Genomic DNA, 23,953 nt, shown 5'->3' on the forward strand with positions numbered 1-23,953 from the left:
ATCACCGGCCGGGTCTACGGTTGGGCCAAGGCCCTCAACGCCCTGATCCTCGCCTACAGCGACCGGATCACCATCTAACCGCATCGATCACACCACAGGCCCAAACACGGAAAGCGCCACACTCCCCCCGGGCCCGACTCATGAGGGTCGGTCATTTTTCATACTAATTCACGGCACTGTCCAGTACAGGGTGTCGGGCTGGGTGGTGGCTTGGCCGATCATTGTGATGTCGTCCCAGCAGGTTCCGCAGAGGGAGGCGATGTGGATGGCGTCGGTGCGGGGACTGGCGAGTTGGCGTAGTCGTTCGGTCAGGTGGTGGAGGTCGTCGGTGCCGAGGGTGCAGATGAGGACGCTGCGCTGGATGCGGTCGCCCCAGGTCTGGAGCATGGCGGCGGCGCGGGCGCGGGTGGTGTCCGTGGAGATGTCGTAGGCGACGAGGGCGCTCGGCATTCTGACTACGGATCAGAAGGTTAGGGGTTCGAGTCCCTTCGGGCGCACTTCACAATCAAGGCCGTGGCCAGCGGAAACGCGGGCCACGGCCTTGATCGCTTTCGCGGGCTGGGACGGATCTTCCCAGGATTTGGAATCTGGTGCTCCGATGGTGCTCCGTTGTCGGTGTGCCGTTCCGGCGGTGGTTCGTGCCGGCCTGTGCTGACCAGTGCGTTTACGTGTCGACTGGTCTGGATCGTGGCCGGGATGCCGGTGGGTCGGGGCGCGATCAACGTCCACTGTGGTCGATATAGTGGATCTTGTTTGGCGGGGTGGGTGTCTGGTCGGTCGGTTGCCGTTGACCTGGGCTGGCGCAGGTGTGGCGCGCAGGGGTCGGGATGTCATCCAGGCGATCATCGGCGGTGACGGCGAGAGGCCGACGCATCTGATTCCTGTACGTGCGGGCGGCCCTGCGCGGCGGTCGACCCCGGGGCTGGCGAGACCGGACCGCGGCGGTCCAGTCCCTCCGCTGGAGGCTGCCGCCGGCTCTCAAGAAGCGGAAGGCTCCACATGGCGGTGGAGCCAGCGGCCGATTGCCCGATCGATGAGTCCTTGTTGCCGTGCCCATCGAACCAGCAAGGCGATGACGAGCGACAGGACCAGGCCCGCCCATTCGGGTGCACCCGCCTTCCACGCCAGTCCGCCAACGATCGCGGCGATCAGGAGCAGAACCCACTCCGTCCTCCCAGGGGTCACCCATCGGAGCAACCTTGTGCGAATCATGAGCACACCGAAGCACCTATCCGCTTTGGTCGCCTCGAACTATCAGGCGAGAACGAACCCGTGTTATCGGGGGAACCTAACCTCTGCCACAGATGCGACCCGAGCCAGCGAGGGCAGCTAAGCGGATACGCCACGCGCTACGCGCGGCTATGCCCGCCCTGCACAGGCTCAGCCTCATTGCCCCGACCGCTGGCGGTGGACCCGAGGCCATGGCACAGCAGGCGGTCGCCGCCGTCGAGGTGGACACCACCGCCGAGGAACGACTGGCGTTGCGAGTCACCATGCTCCCGGTCTCGACCATCCACGACGAGTGGATGTTCATCCGGGTCCTGCAGACCTTCGAGGTGACCTTCGCACTGCTGGCGGTGGACCTCCGAGCGGTCGTCGCCGCCGTGCGCGCCGGCCACCTGCACTTGGCGGCAACGCGCATGTCAGCAGCAGCCACGCTGCTGCGTGACAGCGCCCCGCTGTGGTCGGTGACGGCAACCCTCCAACCGAAGGCATTCCACCGCTTCCGGCCCTACACCGAAGGCGCGAGCGCCATCCAATCGCGCCACTACAAGCTGGTGGAGTTCCTGTGTCGTACCCCCGATGCCAGCCGTCGCGACTCCCCGGCCTACTTCTCGACGCCGGACGTCCGAACGCTGATCCTTCACGGCCAGGCGAGCATCGACGACGCCCTCGACGCGTTGACCCCGGCCAACGCAGATAGTCACGCCCTGCCCGCGTTGGCCACTGCGATGACCGAGTTCACCGCCGCGCTACGGCACTGGCGGCGAACGCACTACCGCCTTGCCCTGCGGATGCTCGGCACCGAGCAAACGGGCACTGGTTACACGCACGGCACCGCCTACCTCGCTCGTGCCAGCGCTGTGCCCGTCTTCCGGTGCCGCTCACACAGCAGCCCGCCGGCCAGAGACGACACATGACCGAGCCACGTCGCTCGACGAACCCGGACCCCGGCAGCGGACTACGGCACCCGGAATCGTCCCGCCACCAGCTCGCTGCCCTCCCGGCCGCCGCCTCGTGCAACCTCATCAGGAGGAACTGTGCCATCACGCACACGGTCCACCACTAAAGCCGATCAGCCGCGCTACTCCCTACGCCTCCGACGGCTGATGACCGTCGTCACCAGCCTGCTCCTCAGCGTTGCCGTGATCCCCACCATCGCAGTATCACCCGCTGACGCCAGCGGTTGCCGGTCCGCGCCCTACAGCGCCTCCCTGTCCGTGACCGATGTCTTCGACCAGTACAACGGCGTTGAGGTCTTCAGCCACCCCACATCGGGCACCTACCGCACCACCACACAGTGCCGCGACATCCAGATCCGCAACACCGGCGACGGGAAGGTGAGCGGCCCGTTCCACGCCTGTGTCGTCTTCGCCGGCCGAGCGACCTGCAACTACTGGACCTATGTCCCCGCCGGCCAATGGCGCAACCTCGCCGTCGACGTCAAGGACGGCACCCGCTTCTACATCTGGATCAGCATCAACCTGAGCACCTACTACAGCGCCAAGGCCACCGGCGACTGGTAGCCCACCCGGCCGTCCATCTTCATCAGGACACGCCGCCCGCCCGACCAGTGACCCCGTATACGAGAGGACGCAGGATGTCATCACAAGCACCGCTGACCGCCGTCGTCACCGGCGCCAACAGCGGCATCGGCTACGAGACCGCACTCACCCTCGCCGCCCAAGGCATCACCATCGTCCTGGCGTGCCGACACCCCGGCCGCATGAGCGCCGCCGCCGAGGCCATCCGATCACGCCACCCCACCGCAATCCTCGACGAGGTCACCCTCGACCTGGGCAGCCTCACCTCCGTCCACGCCGCAGCCCAGCAGATCGCCACACGACATCCCCGCATCGACATCCTGATCAACAACGCAGGGATCATGAAGACCCCGCGTTGGACCACCCACGACGGCTACGAGATGCAGTTCGGCGTCAACCACCTCGGCCACTACGCGCTGACCATGCTGCTGCTCGACAACATCCTCAAGGCACCACGGGGGAGGGTCGTCGCCGTATCCAGCCTCGCGCATCGCCGAGCAATCACCGACATCGAACGTTGGCCGAACCCTCGTGACTACCACCCGCACCGCGCCTACGCCGCCAGCAAACTCGCCAACATCCTCTTCGCCCAGGAACTACACCGACAGCTCCAGTACGCGGGCCACCTGGCGATGAGCCTGGCCTGCCACCCAGGTTGGTCGAACACCAATTTGCCCTACGCCGGCCCACGAGCCCGGGGACAACTTGCGACCGAGGCCGGTCTGCGGGTCCTCGCCCCGATCCTCACCCAATCCGCCGCGAAGGGGGCGCTGCCCTCCGTGTACGCCGCCACGAGTCCCGACGTCAAGAGTGGCACCTACGTTGGGCCAACTCGGCTCGGCTGCACCCGAGGCCCAGCAGGACCGGCCCGGTTGACAGCCACAGCAGCCGACCAGGGCCTCGCCCGACGGCTCTGGGCACTCTCCGAGGGGCTGACGGGCATAGCGCACCCGGCGCTGCCCGGTATACCGACCTGGGCCACGTCGACCGGCGGTGCGGTGCAGGCCGGAACCGCCATGGTCCGAAGATCACCTCTTTCCTAGGATGCCCTAGGGGGTGAGCATGGGGTCACCTACTCGTGTAGTTGCGGTACATGGCCATTCCCGACGTACGCGTTAACTGCGCGGGCCGTGACGGAGGTGTGGAGTCATGGATGGCAAGGGTGATCGTCTCGGAATGTCGCCACAGAAAACTCCCAGTAGAAGGGTGTGGACGAGTGGGCAGGTGCAGAGCCTGGGCCTCGTAACGGACGTAGTGACAGCCGGAGCGATCCTGGGGATTGGACGTACTAAAGCTTATGAGTTGGCGCGCCTAGACCAATTCCCGGTTCGGATAATAAGAGTAGGTCGACGCTACATTGTTCCAGTTTCCGGCATCATCGCCGCTCTCGACTTGCCTGACTGATCGGTTGAGCGAAGCGCAGCGGCGGCGAGATTGCCTGCAGGTTGTGGAGCAAACGTGTGCTGCGCGGCTTTGTGCTATCGTGGCCTTACGCAATCCCAATGGATGGATGGCAGTGTGACTCTGAATCTCATTCTCGATCTTCAGCGACACCTGACGCGGAATCCGGATCCGGACGGGATGGAGGCCCGATCAGCGCTTCTGGGCGCTCAGCAAATCCTGATGTCAGGAGCCAATGTCCTGTCCAGTGGGTCAGACCGTTGGACTTTCGCCAGCCTCTCGGTCGCCGAATGCCTCGATCGGCTGGTGGGCGACCTGTCCGATGAGGCGACTTTGACTGTCGACGTCAGCGACTTCACCGCTGATGTGGCAGAGGAGATGCGGGAACCAATCCGCTCTCTACTTCGAGAGCTCGCTGACCTCTACGCCGACGCCGCCAGTGAGGACACGTCGCCCCCGTGGCGACGGCTCGCCTGGTCGTCTGCGGCACAACACCTGGACCGGGCCCTGCGGGAACTCCCGTGACCTACGGCCAGCAGCTCGATCGAGCGGCAGCCGCCATCGCCGCCGCGCAGGTGAGCCTTCGACATGCTCGCCCTGGTGGCATCGCCGATCATGCTGCTGCGGCGATTGCGCGCACCCACCTGTACAGGGCGATTGAACGTCAGGTGAAGCGTCTCTCGGCGCGAAGGAGCGATGCTGTCCTCATCCGAGAGCTCCAGCACGCCACACATACCACCACTCTGGAGATTCCCCTCGCCCCGACAACAGACCACCCGATTCCTACCGCGCTACGACAGGCCGCAGAAGCTGCCCGCGTAGCGAGCGACATTCTCTACGCCCAGTTCGACTCCGCAAACGGGCGCCCCCGTACGCCGGAAGGCTTCGCCATCCAGACGGGCATCCTTCATGCCGGCAGCCTCCCACGCCTGGCCCAGCTCGCCCGCGCGGCCAGCGAAGTCGACCACGGCCTGGCGGCTTGGCTGCATCAGGGAGTGGCCGCAGGAAGTCACCAGCTCATCGTGCGGACCGCAGCGTCAGACGCGCGGACCACTAGCCTGATGCTGCCTCACACCGTGGACGCCATCGCCTCCGAAAGGCCGCTCCACAGCCTGCTACGTGACCTGCAACCGCCGCCACTCACCGACACGGCGCAGCGCTGGGCGTCAATCACCTCGCCAACAGATTGCGTTCGTGCCCTCGATGTCGCCCGCACCTGGCTCGTGCAGCATCACCAGCACCTCACCGCAAACGATCTCAAGGTGCTTCTCCGGACCGGACTCGCCCTCACCTACGAGATCGACTACCTCATCCAAGCCGCCCACCCTGGCACCCATCGGACCCCCACCGCTGGAATCCTCGCCTCCGTATGGCGTGGAGCAGCGCAAGCCTCCGTGCACCTACACGCCTTGGGGAACCCAGAATCCGGTGTCGGCCCTACGGTCCTCGCCGCCGCGGAGAGATGGCTGCGCGACCAGCTACGACCCAACGGGGACTGGAGGGAGCCCAAGACGCTCTTGCGGTCACGAGGCGGCCGAGCATGGCAGTCCGCCGGTACTGCTCTCGCCGCCCGGCTGCCTGACCTCGCCTCCCTTGTACATCAAGGCGCGCTCCTTGCCGTGCGCCGCGGGGACATGCGCGAACCCGACCCACTGCAACGGCGCCCCCTGACCGCGCCGTCCGACCCAGATGGATCAGAGCGAGCCCCGCCAGCCCACAAGGTGCAGCGCTGCTCAAGTTCACCGGACAACTGCGCGAGGAGACCGTCGCCTTGGCCGGTGAGGCCGGCAGCAAGGTCCTGCCCGGCTTCCACGAGGCTGACCGTCGCAAGCTGCGCCAGGCCAGGCCCGACAGCAGGACCGCACCCGGTGTCACAGCCAGCACCGGACACCCATCCTCGCCGCAGCCATCGAACCCACGCAGCCGTCTCGCGAACAGGGCCGGAGTAGAGACGACTCGGTATAGCCACTGGTCAACCAACAAGGAGCTTCCGCGATCGTGGCCATCGGGTGCCGAGCAGGCACTGACCGAGCGGAACATCCACGGCGAGGGGCCCGACGAAGGGCCGAGTCTCTGACTCATGAGCACTTCGGCCGGTCGACGTAAGGGTGGCGCCAGTGGGAGGCGCGAAGCGGTAGACGGGGGCCCGGGCTGCGTGGAGCGCCGAGCAGGGGAATTCGCTCACGCGCACGTACCTCGGGCAGCGCCGGGGTCATCCATGTGCGCCCGAGCCGATCGCCGCCGCCCTGCGCTGCCGCGCCGCGGGCGGTTTGCGGACGCGGTAGCGCTGGAGGTTCACGGCGAGTAAGGCATCCTGCAGTCGGATCCAAGGGCCTTACCACCAAGGGGCCCGCGGCACCCACCGTCAAGGCCGAATCGTTAGCGCACCAGCGCGCGGGCGGCTTCCCCGCGGAGCAGCGGTCCCTCGGCAGGGCCCTTCACGTACGGGCCTCGGTAGATGACCTTGTGGCGTTGCTCGCTGGGGTACCACTGGCGGACCTTGTGCATGCGCACGACCCAGCGGTGCTGCCATGCGCGGTCCTGCGTTGGTCGGTCGCGGGCGGGGTCGCGCTGGCGCAGCTGCACGACTCGCACATCGGCTGGCACTTGGGCGCGGTCGGCCTGTAGGCGGGCGGCGTGGTTGACCTCGGTGGGCGCGACGTCGGTCAGGCGCTGTTCACACAGCCGCCAGAAGGCGTAGAGGAAGCGTAGGGTGAATGTGTCGTCGACGTCGTCGATCTGGCTATCCGGTGCGTATTCGCCCTCTACATGGCTCTCGTCGAGGCCGTGAGCAGCGGCGGTGTTGCGTAGAGCCCCGTCGACGTGGCGGGCGGCTGCGGCCAGGCGATTGAGGGCCTGCGGGTCGCCGTCGGTGTAGCGAAACGGCAGGCAGCGGATGCTGTCGAGCAGCAATGGCGGCAGCGGGGTGCCCTGTCGGCGGGCTTCGGCAGCTAAGTCGCGGAAAGAGTCAGGCCGCACCGGTCCGTGGGTGTCGTCGTAGGCCGAGACTCGGACCGCCGGTGCCGAGCCCACGCCGTCGGCCTTCTCCGGATCCGGGCGCAGCACCGACGCTGGGGTAGACCAGCAGTACGCCCGGTCGTCGCTGAGGTCGCCGCCCACACCGGTAACCAGCAGCGGGTGCGGCAGCACGACCAGCCCGGTCGGGCTGGGCAGGTCGTCAGCGTCTAGCAGTTGCAGGTCCTCGACCGTCAGGCTCAGTGCTGCGGCGACTACGACATCGCACATCTGCGGGGTCAGCACGTACAGTTGGGCGCTGTCCAGGCAATGGGCCTCGTCGGTGACGATCAGGTCGGCTGCCTCTGGCCAGGCGGACGGGAACGGGGGCCGGTAGCCGAGCCCGCCGAACAGCAGCATCGTGGCCGCCTCCGGCTGCCCCAGGTGGGCGGTGTGCACCTGGTGCGCGCGCATCAGCTTCGATATCTGCCAGGTCCGCGCCACCGGTGCCTCCCGCAGGTACGCTGCGGTCGCGATCCGCGCGTCGCGGGCATACCGGGCTGCCCTGGCCACCGTCCATTTGTTGCCTGCCACGAATACCTCCCCAGGCCGTCAGTGCGCCAGCCGTGACGCTAGCAGCACCATGTGTGATCCTTGGGTGGTGTGTCGTGCAGGCGCAAACCGTCCGCCTGGGCCACCGAGGTGGCCGAAGTTGCATCCCCTGACTTCTACCACTGGAGGACGTGACTGCCCTGCCGCGCCAGGAATGCGCCGATCCTCGTGGAGTAGCCACCAAGCGTCACAGCTATCAGGACAGCGAAGCCCTTCGCTGCCCCACCCGGAAGCTCATACTCATCGATCAATTACCCTTGCCGAACGCGTGCTGGCTGCAAGATCAGGTTGGAGGATGCTCACTGGTCGGCCTCTGAAGACGTAGGGGATCGCCTGGGAAGACCACCCAGCGTTCAGACAAGACCCAGTCACCTGTTGGCGTGCCGGCTGAGGGTTCGGCTACGACCCGCCGCGAGGTTGCAGCCACGGCGGGTCGACGGAGATCGTTTCGGGGGTGAGGCCATAGTGGTCGGCGACTTCCCGTAGTCGATGTTCGCCTCGGCCGAGGGTGAAGCGGTGTCCGTCCGGGTCGCGTACGACGAAGTCCCGCATGCCATAGGCGCGGGAGGCCACCGGCTCGACGATGTCGGCGCCGGCCTGCTGGTACTCCGCGCACAGTGCGTCGGGATCCTCGACGTACACGTAGGCGGACTGCGGGGGCGGTGGGGAGTCGCCGGTCCACGCGGCGAGCAGCAGCATTTCGATCTCGCCGCTGGCCAGGGCGGCGAGGTTGCCGTGGGCGGTGCGCCAGGCGAGGTGAAGGCCGAGCGCTTCCTGGTAGTAGGCGATCGAGCGGTCCATGTCGGTGACCGGCAGCTTTGGCATCAGGTGTAGCCAGGTCGTCGGGTCGGTGGGTGCGTCGACGGTCAGGTGGTCCTCCCGGGTGAGTGCGTCCACCGCCTCCAGCAGGCGGTGGACTTCGTCGAGGCGGGCCTCCAGTCGCGCGCGGTGGTCGTGGAACAGTTGGCGCCGTTCCGTGTCGCTGGTGCCAGCGAGGATGCGGCGGATGTCGGCGATGGGCATGTCCAACGATCGGAGCAGGGCGATCGCCCGTGCGGCGCCAGTCTGGCCGGGCGTGTAGTAGCGGTAGCCGGAATGCGCTTCGCGGCCGTCAGGTTCGAGCAGCCGCAGCCGGTCGTAGCGGCGTAGTTGCGGGATGCTCAGGCCGACAAGCTCGGCGAACTGCCCGATCTGCCACCGCCCGGATCGATCGTCCATGTGATCGTCGTCCATGGGCCGATTCTGGGAGGCTGACCCGCGTCAGGGTCAAGACCCGGACGCCATCCTTCGACAACGTGGATGGCGGCAGGCCAAAGGGAATCGGAATCCCCGCCACCAGCCAAGGCGCCCTCGCGCAGGCGGCTACCGAAGCCATCTTTTGGCGAGGCCCCGACATCAAGTCGCAGGGCCAGCAGACTGGGCTCCGTAGTGACCGCTCAGCACCCCGAATCCGGCCAGACCCGTTTTGCTCAAGGCGGACGAGAGCCCGTCAGCCTTCGATCCCGAAGGAGCCCGACGACAATCAGGTTGACGACGCCGCCAGCCTGCGCTAGGCCATGGTAACCCGACTGCGCGACGAGGCGCTCATCTCTACCGACCTCGTCGTTGCGGCGATGGACGCGGCGCCCGCGCCATGTCTTCGCTCCCGGCGAGCCACCGGAGAAGGTCTATCTGCAGACCGACACCACCTTGGTTCCCAAGCTCGATGCTCAGGTGCGTGAGACCTGCGTGGTCTCGGCTTCGCACATCCAGGCCATCCAGCTCGAACAGCCCGGGCACGACCGAACATGAAGGTGAGAGGTTCGACTCGGGTGGATACAACGCGGCCCAGATCGCGGAGATCGTCGGGCCGACCGGGTCGGTGACGACCGTGGAAATCGACGCTGACATCGTCGACGAGGGGATCAAGTCCCCAGTGGTCGCCGCTCGGGCGGTACCCTGTTGCCCGCAATGACGGCGTCCGGGACAAGCTCCGCAACCGGGTGGGGTCGCTGTGGCCCCCATCCAGGGCGAGGCCCTCGGCACCGAGTCTGGCCGTCCCGACATCAGGGGGTCTGACCTGCGCAGATGCACAACCGGTGGTCCGCTGCATGAATGGCCTCGAATAACACACGGAAGGCCCCTCTGACCTGAGGCTTAGACTCGGGTCGCCAATCACCCCTGAAAAGGATCGCAACACGTCGACGACCTCCACCTCTGGCAGGTCGGTGGGGTCCAGCGGAACAGGCTGCCGAAGCTGCTGGACGCCGGCTTGACCGTACTCGCCACCATCAGGTTCCTCGACGCCCATAACTGAGCGGCGGCCCTCGGCCAGCACCGCGTACGCTCGTGGCCGGTCGCAAACGAAGTTGAACAGCGCGGTGGACAACGCCCGCGTCAGGACGAGGGCGACGCGGGGGAGGCACCGGCCGTGGACACCGGGATGACGCCGGTCGACGAGCTGATCGGCATGCTCGAACAGAATGCCGCCGTTGACGTCCGGCTGGCCCTGTTCCGCGGTGAGGACCGCTGGCAGATCAGCTATGGCGAAGTGCTGATCGGTGCCGACGGCGCCAGCCCCGAGCGCACCTGGCTCTACAACGATGACGCCTTCGTGGAGCACCGCCTACCGGGATCCCTGGCCGCCGATTTGGTGCGGGGGAAGCCGCAGGAAATCGGCGGGTTCACAATATCCGCACCTGCTGCGCAGCTGAGCGGCAACTTCCAGCGGCTCGCCGGTCAAGTGCGATGGAACAACACGGTGCTGCCGTCGCCGCGTACCGAATGGCAGCTAAGCCCAGCCAGGCAGGCACCGACGCGGCAGCGGGCAGTGCTGGTCGGCAACGGGCCGAGCTTCCTGCATGCCGAGGCCGCGTTCAACGCCTTCTTCTATGCGGCCACCGTCGAGAACGGTCCCCGTCCTTCACACATCCTGTGGCGCATCGTCCGGTTGGACCGCCGCGGTCGGATCCACCGGGTCACCATCGCCCCGGACTCGCTGACGGTGGTCGTTAAGGGCGTTGACCTTGCCCGAGCGCAGGTGGAGTTGACTACCCCGGACGGTTCGCAGGTTCGCCCGGTCGGCGCGACCGGGCGGGTCCGGCTGCGGCTGCCGCGCGGCCTGGCTCCGGCCACACTGGTGATGCTGCGATCCGATGACGACTGGCTGGACTTCCGCTACTTTCCTGTGTCAGGACGTGGCGGCGACGGCGACAGTTCGGTGATCTGGGATCTGCCGGGTGCCGATGCGAGCGTGTTGGTCGCTGGCGGCGAGACCGAGTACGTGGAGTTTAAGCAGGAGGTGCCCATCGGCGAGTCCCGCAAAAAGATGCTCAAGACGGTGGCCGCGTTTGCCTCCGGCGAAGGCGGGACCGTGCTGATTGGGGTAACCGACGACGGGCAAATCGCCGGCGTCGACGCGACGAAGCTCGACGAGCAAATGCGCGCTCTGCGCAGCATGATCCGTGACAGCATCGATCCTGACCCTCCGGTCAAGGTGCGCCCGGTGTCGTTGGACGGTAAGAACGTCCTGCTGGTCGAGGTGAGCGCCGGCGGCCGTTGGTACGCGTACAACCCGAAGCGGCCCGAGTTCTATCTGCGCCGCGGCGCCAGCACGGTTCCGGCGCGGCTGCAGGAGATCGCTGTCGGGTTCGGTCAACCGCCGGCGTTTCAGTGAAGGGCCACGATCTCAACGACGAGCACCGGCCCGTCGCGGCCGACGCTGATCTCCGCTATCGAGGCCTTGCTAACGACCTCGTGCACAGTTGGTGGCACGACGATAAGCGCGTCTCACCGAACGTGAGGTGCGGCGGGTAGGGCCCTACGCCGTCGGGTGGTGTTCTCGCTGCGGCCGGTGTGTTGGTGGTTGGACAGGAGGCCGGCGATCGCGCGGATGGTGGTGTCGAAGGACTCCCGCCGGCCGTGGTAGCGGGCGAGGATTCGCCAGTTCTTGAGGTGTCCGATGGCGTGCTCGACTCGGATGCGCTGGGAGGAGTGTCGTTTGCGGGCCGCGTCGTGGGCGGCGGTGACACTCGGTGGCAGGGAGGTTTGGCGTTTGCGTGGCTTGGGTCTGGGGGTGATGACCGCGCCGCCTGTGTCGGTGCCGAGGCCCTGGTAGCCGGCGTCGGCGAGGATCTGTACGTCCAGTGGCGCGTTCAGGAGAAGGTCGCCAGTCCGGCGGTGCGGGCCTGGGTGATGTCGTGCATCGACCCGGGGCGTGTCTCGCCGCAGAACAGCAACCGCCCGAGCGGATCACAGATCGCCAGGGCTTTCATGGTGTTCAGTTGGGCCTTGCCGGACACGAACCGGTCCCGACCCGCTCGGCCCGCGACCGGACGGCGCACCCGCACTTCGGTGGCGTCCATCAACGCCTGTGGGTGGTGTCCGAGGTGGGCCACCACGTCGGAGAGGGTCCGGAGCCAGGCAGAATAGCTCGCAGTCCTCTGGCCCCCTCCCCGGCAGGAAGTACGCATGGTTGCCCTTCGATCTCGGCGCTTAGAGTCCATCTTCGGCACGGCGCTGGACACCCTCGCCTCGCACCACATTCACGCGCTGGTGACCGCCGGCGTGCAGGAAGCCTTCGACCTGGACTTCAAGCAGACGCTGTACGGCGGGAAGGACCAGGAAAAGCGGGCGCTCGCAGGCGATGTCGCCGCTCTGGCAAACACCGGGGGAGGGGTAATTGTCCTGGGAGTCGAGGAGGACGACCAAGCCCGTGCCACGGAGGCGCCGGGTGTCGTCATCTCCGATGCCGAGGTGGCCCGGATGCGCCAGTCGATCGCGTCGCTCGTCGCGCCGATGCCGGTAGTAGATATCCTCACCGTGCCCGAGCCGGCAACCGGTGCCAGCGACGACGACACCCAGCAGGGCTTTATCGTCGTGGCAGTACCCCGCAGCCCTGGCGCACCGCACGCCGTGCTGATCAACGACAGCCTACGCTTTCCCGTACGCAACGGTGCCACGACTCGCTACCTGTCCGAGCCCGAGGTCGCCACCGCCTATCGCAACCGGTTCGTCGGCGCGCAGCGGCAGGGCCAGCGGATCGTCGAGGTCGAGCGGGAGGCGATCAGCAGGCTCGCCATCGACGATAACTATGCCTGGGTGATTGTGTCGCTGGTGCCCGACCTGCCCGGCGACATGATCGTCCAGGACGCGTTCAAGGCCTGGGAGATGGAGATCAGGCGCAGGCCGACTATCACCAACGAGGGCGTCGGGATCAACCGGACGCGTGTCGGACGCCGGCGACTCCTGGCTGACGGGACCAGCAACAACGCAGCGGAGTCCCGTTTCGTCTCGCTGGAGCTGCACACGGACGGCTCCGGGGCTTTCGCGTTGGGGGTCTCCAACCTAGGGTCGCGGAGAGCTACGGCGCAGCGCGGGGGCGAGCCTGACGACTCTGGGCGCCAGGTGGTCACCGACGAGGGGATCGCCGCAGGTATCGTTTCCGGACTTCTCCAGCTCGGTCGGCACGCTCGCGACCGAGCCGCGGCCGGCGGCACCGCCCTGATCCGGGCCCAGCTGCATCCGGTTGGAGAATCGCGGCCAACCACGATCGGCCACACCCGGTTCTACGGCATGGGGGAGACACGCACTGGCGAGCAGTACCAGGTCAGGGCCGACCCGGCCGAAGCCGCTGCCGCCGTCGACGACCTGGCGCAGCCCGGCCCAGCTCTCATCGAAGCTGCGGCACTCCTGCTGGACGAGCTGGGCCAGGCGTTCGGCGTACCGGAGATGGGCCAGCTGACGCGGGACGGTCGGATCCGCCGAGGGTACTGGAATTCCAGCCGCCAGTCCGAGATCGTCCAGTGGGCCGAGACGTACGGCATCGAGGTGACCGAGGAAGGTATCTGATCGCCACCCCACGAAGCCTGGGCGCAGCGTCGGGGCTTCGTGGCAGAGCGCCAGAGCGTGGCCGCCGGTCGTCCCAGCAGCCCACGCATCCTGGCATCAGCTCGACGCCACTGCGACCGAGTTTGCCGCCGCGCGCTCGGCGTTGGTGGAGCTCGCCTACGGCACCACGCGGATCATGCCAGCCGCCGCCAGGCGACTCGAGATAACCGACCTGCTCGAGGAGCTAAATCGACAGCTTGGTCGCTAACGCCTACGCCAGTCACGTGCGTCGGAGCACGGTCGCGGGAGGAATTCGTACAAGCTGTTGAGAGGTCTGTGCCTCGAGTGTTCGGTGGCGGAGAGGCTCTGGTGCCGTTCTCTAGCGCTTCTCCGCAGCCGGGCCGCCCGTGAGATCTCACAACCGTCTCACGGACGGCCCGGGAAGGCCCGGTAGAGCCCGACCTGCCTCGGATCGCCGCCTGGCCGCTAACCTGCTTATCCGGCAGGAGGCGGTATCGTCCGGCAGCCGCCGGTAGACCTGCTAGTTCACTGAACCTCAGCCAGATCCCAACCTTGCCTCGGCTACCAAGCCGTGACAATGTCCCCGGTGGTTGCGCGGGACGAGTTCGGGTGGCGATGGTCACCCGAACGGACAGTCTTGCATCGAATGATGGTTCCGCCTTGGGCTCGCCCGTAGGCATAGGGCGGTGCCAGGGCCAAAGCTCAGCCAGCGTCGACACGCGACAGGATACCCAAAGAGGGTTCTTCCTCGATCCGGTGGTACACCTACAGTGCCTTTCATGACCGCGCGCGCTACTGAACCTGGCAAGCCGATGCCGCCCCTGGTCCTACGGGCTCGCAGGGTGCTGGGCCAAGAGGTCGCGAGGGCTAAGGAAGAAATCGAGCGGTACACCCAGAACCCTCAGCCGGGATGTCCGTTCCTCGTTGATCGAGATGCCTGGCGAACCGTGCGGCATACCCAACGGGCGCACCGCCGACGACTCTGGCAAGACGGTATGCAGTACGCCCGGCTGGCGGTGGTCAACGTCTTGGATCATCTGTGGGCAGTGCGGCAACTACTGAGCGTGGTGGACGAGCTGCCGCTATTCGCCCATTCGACGGTCGCGCGGGTGGCGGCCGAGGGCGCTGCGAAGGTCGCCCACCTGCTGGACGCGGCTGCGGACTACGAGACCCGGCTGCTGCGCATCGCGGTGTTGGTGCGCGACGACGCCGCCCAGCACGTAAGAGCCGCACATGCCCTGCCTGCGTCGCTACCGCTGAATCCAGCTGCGCTTACTCGAGCCCAGCGGGGCGAGGCCGCAGTCCGTGACCGGATCGCCCGAGCGGGGATCGTGGAAGTGAGTGGTAAGACCGGCAAGCCGACGTGGCTAGAGATGCCCGGCCACGCCAGAGTGCCCCTGAAACTACAGCTAAGCAGGCTGGTCGAGGAGAGGTTCCCAGACCTCACCAACATGTACCGGCACACATCTGGCGTGGTGCACAGCGCTCCGTGGATGCTTGCCGACGCCGTTACGTCCAGTCCATTTGACCGCGACCTGCGGCTGAGCCCCGACCTGCTTGACCTAGGCGCGAGCGCGCTGATCAGCGTCGAGGCAGCCGGACTGCTGGCGACAACATACGGCGCGTACTACGGCCACGACCCGGCGAATGCCGCTGCAGCGGCGCGCAACACCCGTCGCCGGGCGATGGACTTGGCTATGACAGAGGCTTTAATGTCCTCTGGGGGCCGTGTTTGAGACCGCCGGGCAGCGGCTGACTCTCTTCCAGAGGACGCTGACCTGTTCGAGGCGCTCTGGGCCGAGGATCTGGGATTCAGCGCCCCTGTTCGGTCCGCAACGGTCCGAACCTCGACCTGTACGGAGCCGTAGCCAGCACCTCCAGACAGGCTGGTTGATCGCGGTGCGAATGGCTACTCTTGTCGATCACCCGACACAACCGTGCCCTGCGGCGACTATTAGGCGACACTGCCGGCGTGGCAGAAAATGACCTCGGCATACTCGTCCTCGGTGCGATTCTTGGCACTATCGGCAACTACGCTGCCGCCGAAACGGTCAACTTGCGGCGGGCGCTGCAACGGCGTCCAAGCACTGCGGACGCTCTCGCATTGCTCGACGACGACCTTGACGATGGGGCTGCCCAGCGGCGGCTGCAGGCGGTGATCAACCGGGAGGCGCGCAACGACGTGGCTTTCGCGGTTGAACTGTCGGACATTGTGAACGGCACCGTTCGCCCCATCGACATGAGCAGAACCCACGCCGAGCGGGGCAGCCAGGTAATCGGCAGCGTAGACGGCGAAGGGCACCTGATCGTCGGCCCAAAGGGGAAGGTGCAGATCGGCGGCAGAACCTACTCGTTCGGCGGATTTTTCGCGGTGCTTGTTGCCGCTGCGGGGATCATCTTTTGGGGTGGCTATCTGACCGGGCAGCCGTCGAGCGGTAATGGTGGAGACGAGCCCACGCTGACCTCGTCGTCCACATGCGTGGAGTTCATGGCCGCGCCACCCGAGGCCCGTGACGACGCCGTCCGCCGTCTCGCTGTGGAGCTGAACCAGACGTTGAACACGTTCGCGCTGTTGAACGTCGAGTCGACTTGCAGCGGTGCCGCTGGCTCCCAGACGTTGGGTGACGCTGTCAAGAAGGCGCTCCCGCCGAGCGATTAGGGGTGTTGGCCTGCCTGTTCTCCGTGCCGCCCGTCGACTTTGCTGTGGGTCGGCGGTGCGGATCTGCTCGACGGGTAGCAGGGCCTCCGTCTGCAACGCGGCCTGCATGTGCGCGACTGGAGCTGGGCAGTTCGTGGAGGGGCTACTGTCGGAGGCTGAACGAAGAACCTGCTGATCGCTTGCGGAGCGGGCAGGTGACGGTGATCCGCAGGCGATGCAGCGGCTACTGCGCAGGGTCTGCCGCACCGATAGGTGACAGTTTCAGTCACGCGGCCTGACTGGCCGGTGGGGTCATGATGGTCTCGTACTCGATGGGGGTCAACCGGGACAGGAATCGTTGGCGTCGTCGGCGGTGGTAGGTGCGTTCGATCCAGGTCACGATCGCGGTCCTGAGCTGCTGGCGGGTGGTCCAGGTTCGGCGGTCGAGGACGTTGTTCGGCAGCAGGCCGAAGAACGATTCCATGACGGCGTTGTCGCCGGCAGCGCCGGTTCTGCCCATCGATCCGGTCACGTGGTGCTGGTGGAGGGCACGGACGAAGTTCCGGCTGCGGAATTGCGACCTGCGGTCGGTGTGCAGCACGCAGCCGGCCACTCGGCCGCGTCGGGCTACAGCGTTGTACAGGGCGTTGACGGCCAGCCTCGACTTCATCCGTGAGTCGATGGAGTAGCCGACGATCCGGTGGGACCACACGTCCTTGATCGCGCACAGGTAGAGCTTGCCCTCGGCGGTGCGGTGTTCGGTGATGTCGGCCAGCCACAACCGGTTCGGGCCGTCGGTGGTGAAGTTGCGGCGCACCAGATCGTCGTGCACTGGCGGACCGACCTTGCCGCCCTTGCCCCGACGCTTCTTCTTGCTGAACGCGCTCCACCAGCTCATGCCGGAGCAGATTCTCCAGGCGGTGCGCTCGACCATCGGCTGGCCGGCGGCGCGGGCCTCGTCGGCCAGGAACCGGTAGCCGAACTCCGGGTCGTCGCGATGGGCGTCGAACAACGCGTCCGCCCGGTACGCCGCAGCCAGTTCGGCGTCGCCGACGGGCTGGGCGAGCCACCGGTAGTAGGGCTGACGAGCGATGTTCAATACCCGACACGTCACCGCGACGGGGATCCCGTCGGCGGCCAGCTCGATTGCGAGCGGGTAGAGCCTTTTCCCGGCAGATGCGCCTGCGACAGGTACGCCGCCGCCCGCCGCAGCACCTCGTTCTCCTGTTCGAGGAGCTTGATCCGCTTACGGGCCTCCCGCAGCTCGGCCGATTCGCTGCCGCTGACACCCGGTCTGGTTCCGGCGTCAACGTCAGCCTGGCGCATCCACTTGAACAACGTCATCGGGTGGACTCCGAAGTCCTTCGCGATCTGCTCGACGGTCACGCCAGGGTCCCGGTCACGAGCCACCCGCACAACATCATCGCGGAACTCACGAGGGTAGGACTTGGGCACAGCAACATCCTTCCAGCCCGCCTACAGGGCAAGCCATCTCAGATGTCACCTATCGGTGCAGCAGACCCCCCTCTCTCTATGTGCTGAGCATTCTGGCTTCGACAGTTCAACTGAGGCCGGGAGCCGCCTCGTGGCGGGTCAGCAGGCGGCGGATGTGAGGGTCTCGCTGGGACAACAGGTCGTCGATCAGATCCAAGGCCGCCGTACGGATGCTCGGAGTATCGGCGGAGGCGTAGGCGCGGATCGCCATGTCGGATACAAGTCCCTGGTGGGCATGGCGTGTGACTCGGCGAGGACCGGGGCGCGGCTCGTCGGTCATCAGAAGGCGGATCGCGTCGATGACGACAGCTGACCCGATGTGGTCGGAATCGTCCAAGGCCTTGAGAAGGGGCCACGGGTCGTCCAGGTAGGCAGGGCTTGCCAGGAACGCCGCCAGGAGGGTTCGGCTAGCCGGGTCTGCCTCAGTGAAGGAATGGACCCATTCAGCAGCTGCATGACGCACCGTCGGGTCCTCGTCGTGGAAGAGCTGACCCAACCACTCCGCGCACCGTCCTCGTACGCGAAGGTCGTCCGACTCAAGAAGAGCTGCGGCGACTTGCGCCACGCCTTTCCGTGACTCTGGCCAGCGTCCGACCGTCCCGTTCAGTAGAGCCGCCGAGCCCGACTCCAAGGCCATCTGGGCGGCAAGGCGACCACCCGCCTCGCGGGTGCCCGGGACCCGCGACTGGGACATCCGGCGCACCAAGAACCACAGGCGTGGCCCCGGCCGTGCCTTGAACCTCGCGATGCACCGCTCGACGTACGGCGTGGCCAGCACACGATAGTGAGCGTCTCGCACGAGCACGCCGAGGAGCTCCCGTGCGAAGCTCTCGTCGTGTTTCGCCACGGTGAGTACCGCGACGGCGGCGCACGCTCGCACAGCTCCGAGCCGATCGCTACATATGCGTCGCAGTGTGTCCGCGAAGAACGGCAAGCGTTCGGGACGAGGCCAGAGAAGAGCACTGATCGTCTCAGCCGCAGCGCCTCGGACGCTGTTGATGCCGGCCGTGAGTGGGTCTCCGTCATAGGGAGCGCCCTGCTTGTCCCGGGACAGCCACGAGTCCTCCTCAGGGTCAGGGTCCTCGGTGGCATACCAACACACCATCTCCAGCACGTCGTCCGGGATTTCCATGTCGGCCAAGCGAGCAAGCGGCTTGCCGATCCAGCGACCGCCTGGGCGACCGGGTAGCTCGTGGAGTCGTCGCAGCGCCGAGTACAAGGCTTCGGCCTCGGTAGCGCTCACGGAGTCACCGGCGCCGATTAGGATCGCGGACGGATACGCCTCGTGCACGTCGCCTGGCATCTCACGCACAAGGTTAAGGAAACGGCCGGGATCTTTTCGTGCCTCCTCCTGCAACACGGTGGACAGCTCGTGAGGGCCACCTTTTAGCCACCCTTCCCTATCGTCAGAGTGGTATCGCCGCATGGCGCCGAGCCACTGATCGTCAGTCATCCGCGCAGCGGAGGCCGGTTCGATCGGCGACGGAACGAAGCCGAACTCAACGCCCTGCGGAGGCGAGGGCCTACCGCCGAACTTCCGCTGGAGTTCGGAGCGACGCCGGAGGGTGTCCGGCGCCATGAGGGTTGCGTTCAGGCCGTCGAGCAGAACGAACTGCGCTGATCCTTGGGCTGCACGTCCGCGTGCCGTCCGTTCCCAGTCGGGGTAGAAGCCGAGGATCGATTGCTCGAGGGCGAGCCTCTGCGCGGGCGTCAGGTGGGGATGGATCGCCGCGATAAGATCGCGCGTGACCCAATATGGGCTGTCGAGATATCCGCAGCGGTAACGAGTTGGATCGGCCACGAGGAACTCGAGGGCCCCGCCCGCGTACCGGTCTGCGTTGCCCGCCCAGGCTCGGTAAAGCAGGAAGCGGGCGATCGCGGAGTCTGGCAACGAGAGTAGGTCGGCCTCGTACGGCAGGAAGTCGAGAGTTGTCAGAGCGTCGGTGAGGGCACCAAGCAGCGTGTGCGCTGGGTCCTCGACCTTGTTCGCAACGAGAGGCCGCCAGGAGGTTTCGGCCGACGCCAGGTACGCCGTCACGTGGGGAAGAACGACCGACACGAACGCGGTGGGTTCGCGTGATGCCATCGCACGAAGAAACCCCACGATCGCATGGTGGCGCCCGGTGACGGCTTCGAGTGTTGACCCGCGTTCGCGGGAGAGTAGAAGCCATCGAGCGACGAATGCGTCCAGCACCTCGAGCCTTCCCTCGGCGTTGCCCTCGCCTTCGGTCAGGGAGTAGAGGAACAAGCCGTCCACCATCACGCCGTCATTGTCGAACAGGCCACGGGTCAGCGCCGCCGCGACGAGTCGGCAGAAGGTCGGCGATGAACCTGTGGGTCCCCGGTCGATCAGCAGGCGCAGCTTGTCTCGCCATGCATGGATGGGGAGGAGGGCAGTCAGGATTTCTGCGACCCGGTCGCTGTCCCACTCGAGGGCAGCGTCGAGCATGGTCGCCGCCAGGTCGGGCTGGTCACCGACGGCCCATCGCAACACCGCTCCAGCGGTTTCCGCATATGCGAACCAGGCAGGCGTCGTGAGTACCTCCACGACTGGATCGGCGCTGACAAGCTCCCAGAGCGCCTGCGACGGCGCCTGGTCTGACGCCAGTACTGACAGCGCGACGTCCTTGAGGTGATATCGGATGTCTGGGCTGCCGAGGATGCCGCTGATGGAACGCTCGTACGCCGCATGGTCCGTGCCCCGCTGGTACGTGAGCACCTGCCGCACAAGCGAGCGGTGTGAGAGGTCCTGGTCGGTAGCCAGAAGTACCGACACCAGCGGCAGATCTGACTCGGCCCACGACCGCGCGATAACCTGATCAAACAATGCCTCGTGCGAGAACCGAATCTCCCGCCGGTCCTGGGTCAGCACCCCGTCCCGAACGAGATCCTCCACGACTGCCGACAACGCCTCGAGTTCCCGCACGTCTACCCCGCGAGCCCCGGTCTCTTTGGCCCGCTCCGCAATCAGCTTCAACGCGGTCCACTTGACGGTCACGTTCGCACCGCCCAATCAAGGTATCCGTTGATGAGTTCCTGCTCAGTGGCGAAGTCAAAGAGCTCCGCTGGAGGCACCTTGGTAATAACCCGAAGATTGCCCGCATTGCGCAGGATGGTGATCTGATCCTCATCGAACTTCGACAGGTCGTGGCCAGCGGTGACGAGCGCGCCCGCAGCCTGTTCCCGCGACAGAAGGGCTACGTCGAACTGGGCAGCGGGATCAGGCTCACGCACCAGGCTGCGGAGCCTGGTGTCGGTGTCCAGATCCTCGGTGCGGCACGAAACCAGGACGGCCATATTGGGATACGCGGCGGCCTCGCGCATCACCTCGCTCACCGCCCGGAACAGTTCAACCGGCTTGTCGCGATTGACGCCGACGGAGTCCAATGAGTCGATCGCCAGGACAGCCGGCTTGTTCCGTGCCACCGCAGCGAGCGCCGCCGCCGGAGGAGTCGCCAACCCCAAGGTGCGCCCGACCTCGGCGCTGGACGTTTCGCGCACAAGCCGGGTCACGTCGATGGTGAGGACCTCGACGTCAGAAAGCAGGAGTTCGCGCACGACCCCAGCGAGCACAGCGCTCTTGCCACAGCCCTTCCCGCCGGTGACCAGCGCAGACTGGGAGGATCTCAAGCACCGGGCTATTCGTGGGACCTCCTCGCGAGCGAGGAACGAGGCGTTGACAAGACTCTCCTCAACCCCGGTGCGAAAGCGCTCCGTTGCCGCGTGTACCTCATTGGCCGAGGCGCCCGTCCCGCGCAGCGTGGTGCCGTCCTCAGCCAGGCGCCGAATCAGCTCCTCCCGGTCAAGCGCCCGGTACAGAGCTCCGCGGACAACGCCGAGAAGAGCGGCCACCGCGTCCTTCGGGTCGCCGTCGAGGAAGGCGCCGGCGCGCTCGCGTAGCCGCTCCTCCAGGGTCCAGGCGTCGAGGGTTCGCGTCTTGATGCGGCTGCGAAGCCAGGTCCACGCTTCCTGGTCGGTGACGTTCCAGTGCTTGTGCTGTAGGTCGTTGAACGCGTCCGTCAGCTCCTTGCTCGACAGGAAATGCGCGATGAAGTATGCGAGCGAGGTGCTCTCAGTGGCGTGGTCACATAGCTTGCCCAGCGGGTGCGCGGCGTGCGCCGACACGAAGACGCAGGTGGAGCGCTCGTCGCCTGCGAGCTTGCTGCGGAAGTTCTCGAGCACGTCCTCGCCCTGGAGCGCGGCCAGAGTCCACTTGCCCAGTTGAGAATTCTGGTACTTCACCTGGTGCCACTCGCGCATGCCTGCCCGGTCGACGAAGAACTCAAAGCCGACTCCGGCCGTGCCCGGCGGCTCCAGCGTGATCGACTCGGCCAGGCCAATCAGCAGGTCAATCAATACGTACATGGTCCAGTGATCTTCGTAGATCCCACTGACCTTGGAAGCTCCGCCGCCGTGCAGAGCGACCTTCGAGGTCGTCATCAACCACCCTCCGCACGGACAGAACGGCCCAGCACGGAGTGTATCTGCCGCGCGGGCGGGCCTGCTCCACCAAGCCGTTGCCACCACCTACATCAGACCCGACCTCCACGATGTCGCCCACGCACTCTCGGCGCTGAACGGCCAATCACACGTACTCGCCACGGAAAGGGACTGCGACGCTTGTAAACGAGATGTCGCCGGTTCGATCCCGGCCGGGCAGCTTCGCGTCCCAGGGATGGGGCGCGCGGTATGAGGCCCACGCATCCCCGAATCTTCTCCGCCGGGTCGCCGCCTAATCAAGCCGTGACGACCCTGACGCCTGCAGCGACGCATGGTCGCCGACGCGATGGCGGCAATGGCGCTGACCGTCCGCTTCGGCCTGCTCCTGACCGACCTGCAAGCCTCTGCCGCGGGGCCCGCGATCGTGCTTGCCCGGCCTCCGCAGGTCGACCGCACCTGGTCCTGGTCCGAACGGGACGGCACCGGCGTCACCACCTCCGACATCGCCCCGGCCGACGGCGCCGCCCGCTTCCCCGGCACCCCGCCGACAGTACGCAGAGGCTGGCTGCGGCTGCACGGCGGCGTGCGCCCGCCGCAGTAGCGACGGGCACAGCCGGCTCGGCTCCTCCTGGAACCGAGCGGGGAGGAATGAGTCTGCGGACGATCGGTGACTGCTGGCCTGAGGGCGCTGGACCTTGCTGCCCAGCGCCCTCACCTGCCGAGATTTCTCACAACCGTCTCACGGACGGTCGGGGACGGGTTGGCATAGGCCAGGAGTCACCTGGCCATTGACCTGCACATCCGTCACGGTGTGGCATCGTCTGGCAGGTACCGGTAGGTCGGCTAGATCTCTGGGGGTCAAGGGGTCGTCGGTTCGAATCCGGCCGTCCCGACGCAGGTCAGAGGGCTGATCCGGATATCGGGTCGGCCCTTTCCGGCGTTCTGGGGACCAAGATCAGCAGGTTGAAGCGTGCCTAGCGTTACTTGACCGACGGACATGTCTGAAGTGTCCAGCCGGGATGACCGCCGAATCGTTCGATTTCTGGATCAAGGCGGCCCGCAAGCGGGCCACGCCGGCCCGGCTCCGGCCTGCTGGCGACCTCTGGCCGGCATCGGCCCGGCCGGCCACGCTTGGGAGTTGCAGGATCGGAAGACCTCGGGGCTCCGCGCCGAACCCGGCCCTCCTCAGAGATCGGCGGGGCGGATCACCTTGCCGGGCACCACAAGGGCTACCAGCCTCCCCGGACGGGGCCTTGTCCGGTAGGGCGCACCACCTTGTCCCCGTCCGTGGAGGCTGGACGGTCTACGACTGCCCGACGAGGAGATCCGCTCGCTGGAGAGGTGTGTGCGCCTCAGCGGCTATTCGAGCGAAACTCTCCTGGCCCAGCAACTCCACCGCTACCCCGCCGCTTCGGATCTCCAGCGGATGGCAGCGGCACCATGCGTTCCTCGTGCACCTTGATCTCTGCACGGAATCGATGAGCGGCTGGATGCCAGATTTCCTCGAACGGTCCCATGACGTTGTCGCCGATACCTCGGCGACGAACCCTGGCCGCCAGCCACGCGAGAAGTCCCAGGGTGGCCGCCAAGGAGCCGACAACCAACACGATCGCCAGAAGCTCATCCACCAGGCCAAACTAGTGCCTCGTCATGCAGCTTTGAACGGGTAATCCGGGTGGCGGATCTTGGATCGGGAGTGTGGCGCTTTCCGTGTTTGGGCCTGTGGTGTGATCGATGCGGTTAGATGGTGATCCGGTCGCTGTAGGCGAGGATCAGGGCGTTGAGGGCCTTGGCCCAACCGTAGACCCGGCCGGTGATG

General features: G+C 66.5%; 18 protein-coding genes and 1 tRNA gene. 10 read left to right on the plus strand and 9 right to left on the minus strand.

Translation table 11 applies throughout. The annotated features are described in order from the left end of the window. Positions 1-168: 168 nt before the first annotated feature. Positions 169-450, minus strand: a complete 282-nt coding sequence (gene cas2 / locus LPA42_RS32310; RefSeq protein ID WP_077940405.1) for a CRISPR-associated endonuclease Cas2 — start codon at positions 448-450, stop codon at positions 169-171. Here cas2 and LPA42_RS32315 point away from each other — a divergent pair. The 5 genes from LPA42_RS32315 to LPA42_RS32335 all read left to right on the plus strand — a co-directional run bounded on the left by LPA42_RS32315 (position 410) and on the right by LPA42_RS32335 (position 4,691). Further along, positions 410-497 (plus strand) — tRNA-OTHER (locus LPA42_RS32315). The two genes, cas2 and LPA42_RS32315, sit on opposite strands and share 41 nt — an antisense overlap. Positions 498-1,421: 924 nt before the next feature. Next, positions 1,422-2,141, plus strand: a complete 720-nt coding sequence (locus LPA42_RS32320; RefSeq protein WP_228987097.1) for a tryptophan 2,3-dioxygenase family protein — start codon at positions 1,422-1,424, stop codon at positions 2,139-2,141. A 189-nt stretch (positions 2,142-2,330) separates the two neighbouring features. Next, entirely contained in the window at positions 2,331-2,747 is a 417-nt protein-coding gene (locus tag LPA42_RS32325; protein ID WP_077940407.1) for a hypothetical protein, read from the plus strand. Between the two features lie 74 nt (positions 2,748-2,821). Further along, positions 2,822-3,808, plus strand: coding sequence for an oxidoreductase (locus LPA42_RS32330; RefSeq protein WP_077940408.1), 987 nt, complete (start codon positions 2,822-2,824; stop codon positions 3,806-3,808). Between the two features lie 475 nt (positions 3,809-4,283). Further along, entirely contained in the window at positions 4,284-4,691 is a 408-nt protein-coding gene (locus tag LPA42_RS32335; RefSeq protein WP_077940410.1) for a hypothetical protein, read from the plus strand. Between the two features lie 1,854 nt (positions 4,692-6,545). On the opposite strand, the gene LPA42_RS32340 is transcribed toward LPA42_RS32335, so the two are convergent. Next, the gene (locus LPA42_RS32340) at positions 6,546-7,715 is read right to left on the minus strand and encodes a hypothetical protein (RefSeq protein WP_144082828.1); all 1,170 of its coding nucleotides are present in this window, start codon (positions 7,713-7,715) and stop codon (positions 6,546-6,548) included. 417 nt (positions 7,716-8,132) lie between these two features. After that, on the minus strand, positions 8,133-8,966 hold the full coding sequence (locus LPA42_RS32345) for a VOC family protein (RefSeq protein ID WP_077940414.1): 834 nt from the start codon (positions 8,964-8,966) through the stop codon (positions 8,133-8,135). Between the two features lie 1,177 nt (positions 8,967-10,143). On the opposite strand from LPA42_RS32345, the gene LPA42_RS34655 reads away from it, so the two are divergent. Beyond that, positions 10,144-11,388: a helix-turn-helix domain-containing protein gene (locus tag LPA42_RS34655; protein ID WP_077940416.1), complete on the plus strand. Its 1,245-nt coding sequence runs from the start codon at positions 10,144-10,146 to the stop codon at positions 11,386-11,388. Between the two features lie 113 nt (positions 11,389-11,501). On the opposite strand, the gene LPA42_RS34085 is transcribed toward LPA42_RS34655, so the two are convergent. Both LPA42_RS34085 and LPA42_RS34090 read right to left on the minus strand, forming a co-directional pair. Further along, on the minus strand, positions 11,502-11,942 hold the full coding sequence (locus LPA42_RS34085; RefSeq protein ID WP_308291166.1) for a transposase family protein: 441 nt from the start codon (positions 11,940-11,942) through the stop codon (positions 11,502-11,504). Further along, entirely contained in the window at positions 11,867-12,112 is a 246-nt protein-coding gene (locus LPA42_RS34090; protein WP_255378760.1) for a transposase family protein, read from the minus strand. Before LPA42_RS34090 ends, LPA42_RS34085 begins: the two co-directional genes overlap by 76 nt. Positions 12,113-12,182: 70 nt before the next feature. Between LPA42_RS34090 and LPA42_RS32360 the strand changes: the two genes are divergently transcribed. The 3 genes from LPA42_RS32360 to LPA42_RS32370 all read left to right on the plus strand — a co-directional run bounded on the left by LPA42_RS32360 (position 12,183) and on the right by LPA42_RS32370 (position 16,221). Then, positions 12,183-13,562: a helix-turn-helix domain-containing protein gene (locus LPA42_RS32360; RefSeq protein WP_077940417.1), complete on the plus strand. Its 1,380-nt coding sequence runs from the start codon at positions 12,183-12,185 to the stop codon at positions 13,560-13,562. A 995-nt stretch (positions 13,563-14,557) separates the two neighbouring features. Then, on the plus strand, positions 14,558-15,298 hold the full coding sequence (locus LPA42_RS32365; protein ID WP_077940418.1) for a hypothetical protein: 741 nt from the start codon (positions 14,558-14,560) through the stop codon (positions 15,296-15,298). A 236-nt stretch (positions 15,299-15,534) separates the two neighbouring features. After that, on the plus strand, positions 15,535-16,221 hold the full coding sequence (locus tag LPA42_RS32370) for a hypothetical protein (protein ID WP_144082830.1): 687 nt from the start codon (positions 15,535-15,537) through the stop codon (positions 16,219-16,221). A 265-nt stretch (positions 16,222-16,486) separates the two neighbouring features. Here LPA42_RS32370 and LPA42_RS32375 read toward each other — a convergent pair. From LPA42_RS32375 to LPA42_RS32385, 3 genes are all read right to left on the minus strand, one after another. After that, a protein-coding gene (locus LPA42_RS32375) for an IS3 family transposase (RefSeq protein ID WP_096761759.1) occupies positions 16,487-17,655 on the minus strand; the annotation gives its coding sequence in 2 pieces (ribosomal slippage) (positions 16,487-17,368 and positions 17,371-17,655; 1,167 coding nt in all). 106 nt (positions 17,656-17,761) lie between these two features. After that, positions 17,762-20,692: a hypothetical protein gene (locus tag LPA42_RS32380; RefSeq protein WP_077940420.1), complete on the minus strand. Its 2,931-nt coding sequence runs from the start codon at positions 20,690-20,692 to the stop codon at positions 17,762-17,764. Continuing rightward, entirely contained in the window at positions 20,689-22,134 is a 1,446-nt protein-coding gene (locus LPA42_RS32385) for an AAA family ATPase (RefSeq protein WP_077940421.1), read from the minus strand. The genes LPA42_RS32380 and LPA42_RS32385 overlap by 4 nt, the downstream gene beginning before the upstream one ends. 331 nt (positions 22,135-22,465) lie before the next feature. On the opposite strand from LPA42_RS32385, the gene LPA42_RS32390 reads away from it, so the two are divergent. Beyond that, on the plus strand, positions 22,466-22,735 hold the full coding sequence (locus LPA42_RS32390; RefSeq protein WP_077940422.1) for a hypothetical protein: 270 nt from the start codon (positions 22,466-22,468) through the stop codon (positions 22,733-22,735). Between the two features lie 751 nt (positions 22,736-23,486). On the opposite strand, the gene LPA42_RS32395 is transcribed toward LPA42_RS32390, so the two are convergent. After that, positions 23,487-23,762, minus strand: coding sequence for a hypothetical protein (locus tag LPA42_RS32395; RefSeq protein ID WP_228987098.1), 276 nt, complete (start codon positions 23,760-23,762; stop codon positions 23,487-23,489). Positions 23,763-23,953 lie beyond the last annotated feature (191 nt).

The organism is Micromonospora sp. DH13 (assembly GCF_020873825.1).
Lineage (GTDB): Bacteria > Actinomycetota > Actinomycetes > Mycobacteriales > Micromonosporaceae > Micromonospora > Micromonospora haikouensis.

Excerpts from the sequence above, each read along its gene's own strand:
- LPA42_RS32385 (WP_077940421.1), bottom strand. The coding sequence starts at position 22,134 with ATGACGACCTCGAAGGTCGCTCTGCACGGCGGCGGAGCTTCCAAGGTC.
- LPA42_RS32360 (WP_077940417.1), top strand. The coding sequence starts at position 12,183 with ATGGTTGCCCTTCGATCTCGGCGCTTAGAGTCCATCTTCGGCACGGCG.
- LPA42_RS32325 (WP_077940407.1), top strand. The coding sequence starts at position 2,331 with ATGACCGTCGTCACCAGCCTGCTCCTCAGCGTTGCCGTGATCCCCACC.
- LPA42_RS32390 (WP_077940422.1), top strand. The coding sequence starts at position 22,466 with ATGGTCGCCGACGCGATGGCGGCAATGGCGCTGACCGTCCGCTTCGGC.
- LPA42_RS32345 (WP_077940414.1), bottom strand. The coding sequence starts at position 8,966 with ATGGACGACGATCACATGGACGATCGATCCGGGCGGTGGCAGATCGGG.
- LPA42_RS32320 (WP_228987097.1), top strand. The coding sequence starts at position 1,422 with ATGGCACAGCAGGCGGTCGCCGCCGTCGAGGTGGACACCACCGCCGAG.
- LPA42_RS32365 (WP_077940418.1), top strand. The coding sequence starts at position 14,558 with ATGCAGTACGCCCGGCTGGCGGTGGTCAACGTCTTGGATCATCTGTGG.
- cas2 (WP_077940405.1), bottom strand. The coding sequence starts at position 450 with ATGCCGAGCGCCCTCGTCGCCTACGACATCTCCACGGACACCACCCGC.
- LPA42_RS32330 (WP_077940408.1), top strand. The coding sequence starts at position 2,822 with ATGTCATCACAAGCACCGCTGACCGCCGTCGTCACCGGCGCCAACAGC.